Genomic DNA, 3,706 nt, shown 5'->3' on the forward strand with positions numbered 1-3,706 from the left:
CAGCAACTGACCGCACCCAGCGCCGCCAAGGCCGTGGAAGACACCGCCTTCTACCGCAGTGCCCGGCTGCTGTCGCGCAACGACGTGGGCTTTGAGGCCGAGCGTTTCAGTGCGCCACTGGAGGCCTTTCACAACGAGGCCCAGCGGCGCCTGCGCGATTTCCCCGACAACCTGCTGGCCACCGCCACCCATGACCACAAGCGCGGCGAGGATACCCGCGCACGCCTGGCCGTACTGAGCGAACGCGGCCCCTGGTTGGCCAGCCGCGTCGAGCACTGGCGCGAGCTTGCCGAGCCACTGCGTGCGCAGCTGGACGATGGCCTGGCGCCAAGCCCCGGCGACGAGTTGATGCTGTTGCAGACCCTGCTGGGCAGCTGGCCCTTGCAGCTTGATCCGCACGACGACCAGGCGCTGCATGCCTACGCCGAGCGGGTCCGCCAGTGGCAACAGAAGGCCCTGCGCGAAGCCAAGCTGCGCAGCAGCTGGAGCGCCCCGAACGAGGCCTATGAAGCGTGCTGTGCCAACTACCTGAACAGCTTGCTGCTCGACCCGCAGAACCTGCAACTGCGCAAGTCCGTGGCGGATGCAGCGCAGTTGCTGGCCTGCCCGGGGGCACTCAATAGCCTGGTGCAGGTTTTGATGCGCATGACCGTGCCCGGCGTGCCAGACCTCTACCAGGGCAACGAGTACTGGGACTTCAGCCTGGTAGACCCGGACAACCGCCGCGCGGTGGACTACGCTGCCAGGCGCAGCACCCTGGCTGACGCCACGCCGCTCGGCGAGCTGTTGGCGCACTGGCACGACGGCCGTATCAAGCAAGCCCTGATTGCCCGCGTGCTGGACTGCCGCCAGTCGCATGCCGAGCTGTTCCGCCGTGGTGCCTACCTGCCGCTGACCGTGCACGGCCGGCATGCCGACAAGGTGGTGGCGTTTGCCCGCCTGGGCGAAGGCGAGCGGGCAGTCATCATCGCGCCACGCCTGGCCAGTACCCTGCTGGGTGCTTCACCCACCCCGCTGATCCCGGCACAGAACTGGGAGGATACCCGGGTAAGTCTGCCGTTTGCCCTGTCCCCTGCCACTTCGACTGGACTTTTCGGCGCGGCGGTGGTCAGCCCTGTTAGAGAGTTGCTGTTAAGCGCCGTGCTGTCGGACTTTCCAGTCAACCTGTTGATTGAACATGTTTAGCATTCAGGAGCGTCGTGATGAGTGTCGATGAAAAACGTGTACGCGAGTTCGCCTACCAGATCTGGGAATCAGAGGGGAAACCGGAGGGCCAGGAAGACCGCCATTGGGACATGGCCCGCAAGCTTGCCGAAGCCGAAGCACTGGCGCCTGAAGGCAAGGGCAAATCGGCAGCCAAAGCCAAGGTAGCGGCCAAGCCGAAGGCCGCGGCGTCTGCCAAGCCCGCGGCTGCGCCCAAGCCACCTGCCGAGCCCAAGGTGGCTGCACTGCCGGGGGTAAAACCGGCAGCAGCGAAAAAACCGCGGGCGGCCAAAAAACCCACTGCGGGATGAGCCGTTACGGCCTCTTCCCGGGTGACCCCGCGAAGAGGCCGCAGGTATCCATCGCTTCCCCTTTCCCGGCCCTATGAGGACTGCCATGAGCCCGCGCACCCCAAAGAAAAACCGCTCCGTTGCACCGTCGCGTCTACGCGAAGGCTTGCCCTATCCCCTGGGTGCCACATGGGATGGCCTGGGCGTCAACTTCGCCCTGTTCTCGGCCAACGCCACCAAGGTCGAGCTGTGCCTGTTCGACTCCACCGGCGAGCAGGAACTCGAACGCATCGAGTTGCCCGAATACACCGACGAGATCTACCACGGCTACTTGCCGGACGCGCACCCAGGCCTGGTCTACGGCTACCGCGTCCATGGCCCGTACGAGCCGGAAAACGGCCACCGTTTCAACCCCAACAAGCTGCTGATCGACCCTTATGCCAAGCAGCTGGTCGGTCAGCTGAAATGGTCCGAGGCGCTGTTCGGCTATACCATCGGCCACCCCGACGCCGACCTGTCGTTCGACGAGCGCGACAGCGCGCCCTTCGTGCCCAAGTGCAAGGTGATCGACCCTGCCTTCACCTGGGGCCGTGACCAGCGCGTGCAGATCCCGTGGGAGCGCACCATCGTCTACGAGGCCCATACCAAAGGCATCAGCATGCGCCACCCGGCGGTGCCGGAAAACCTGCGTGGCACCTTCGCCGGCCTGGCCAATGACGAGCTGCTCAAGCACATCAAGGACCTGGGTGTTTCCAGCATCGAACTGCTGCCCATTCATGCCTTCGTCAATGACCAGCACCTGCTGCAGAAAGGCCTGAACAACTACTGGGGCTACAACAGCATCGCCTTCTTCGCGCCGCACCCCAGCTACCTGGCCAGTGGCAAGATTGCCGAATTCAAGGAAATGGTCGCCCACCTGCACGATGCCGGCCTGGAAGTGATCATGGACGTGGTCTACAACCACACCGCCGAGGGCAACGAGCAGGGCCCGACGCTGTCCATGCGCGGCATCGACAACGCTTCGTACTATCGCCTGATGCCCGACAACAAGCGCTATTACATCAACGATTCCGGCACTGGCAACACCCTCGATCTCAGCCACCCGTGCGTGCTGCAACTGGTCACAGACTCGCTGCGTTACTGGGCGGGCGAAATGCATGTGGACGGTTTCCGCTTCGACCTGGCGACTATCCTCGGTCGCTACCACGAGGGCTACAGCGAGCGTCACAGCTTCCTCGTTGCCTGCCGCCAGGACCCGCTGCTACGTCAGGTCAAGCTGATCGCCGAACCGTGGGACTGCGGCCCTGGCGGCTATCAGGTGGGCAACTTTGCCCCAGGCTGGGCAGAATGGAACGATCGCTTTCGCGACACCGTGCGTGCCTTCTGGAAGGGTGACGAAGGCCAGCTGGCCGACTTTGCCGCGCGCATGGCGGCTTCCGGAGACATGTTCAACAACCGCGGTCGCCGGCCCTACTCGTCGGTCAATTTCATCACCGCCCACGATGGCTTCACCTTGCGCGACCTGGTGTCGTACAACGACAAGCACAACGAGGACAACGACGAGAACAACCAGGACGGCACCGACAACAACCTGTCCTGGAACTGTGGCGTCGAAGGCCCCACCGAAGACCCGGGGATCAATGCCCTGCGCATGCGCCAGATGCGCAACTACTTTGCCACCTTGCTGTTCGCCCAGGGCACACCGATGATCGTTGCCGGTGATGAATTCAGCCGCACCCAGCACGGCAACAACAACGCCTATTGCCAGGACAGCGAAATCGGCTGGGTCAACTGGGACCTCGACGAGGAAGGCAAGGAGCTGCTGAGCTTCGTCAAACGCCTCACCCGCTTGCGCCTGGCCTACCCCGTGCTGCGCCGCTCGCGCTTTCTGGTGGGTGACTACAACGAGGCCATCGGGGTCAAGGACGTGACCTGGCTTGCCCCGGATGGCGGCGAGATGAGCGTGGAGCAGTGGGAAGACCCGCACGGGCGTTGCCTGGGCATGCTTATCGATGGTCGCGCGCAGGTCAGTGGCATCGCCCGACCAGGTGCCGAAGCCACCGTGCTGCTGATCGTCAATGCCCACCATGACATCGTGCCGTTCCAGCTGCCCACAGTGCCCGAAGGCGACTACTGGAGCTGCCTGGTCGATACCGATCGGCCGGAGCTGCGCAAGGGGCAGCACCTGCAGTTCGACAGCACCTTCGAGGTCA

2 protein-coding genes and 1 pseudogene are annotated in these 3,706 nt (G+C 64.1%); all 3 read left to right on the forward strand.

What is annotated here, in order from left to right; all coding sequences use genetic code 11:
* A pseudogene (locus HP547_RS27910) lies at positions 1-1,185 on the forward strand (malto-oligosyltrehalose synthase); the annotation flags it as partial.
* A gap of 14 nt (positions 1,186-1,199) precedes the next feature.
* Entirely contained in the window at positions 1,200-1,514 is a 315-nt protein-coding gene (locus HP547_RS27915) for a DUF2934 domain-containing protein (protein WP_172229443.1), read from the forward strand.
* An 85-nt stretch (positions 1,515-1,599) separates the two neighbouring features.
* Positions 1,600-3,706 (forward strand): glycogen debranching protein GlgX (gene glgX / locus HP547_RS27920; RefSeq protein WP_172288685.1); only part of this gene is annotated, 2,107 nt, incomplete at its 3' end.

Origin of the sequence: Pseudomonas sp. CM27, assembly GCF_013179515.1 — a bacterium.
GTDB lineage: Bacteria > Pseudomonadota > Gammaproteobacteria > Pseudomonadales > Pseudomonadaceae > Aquipseudomonas.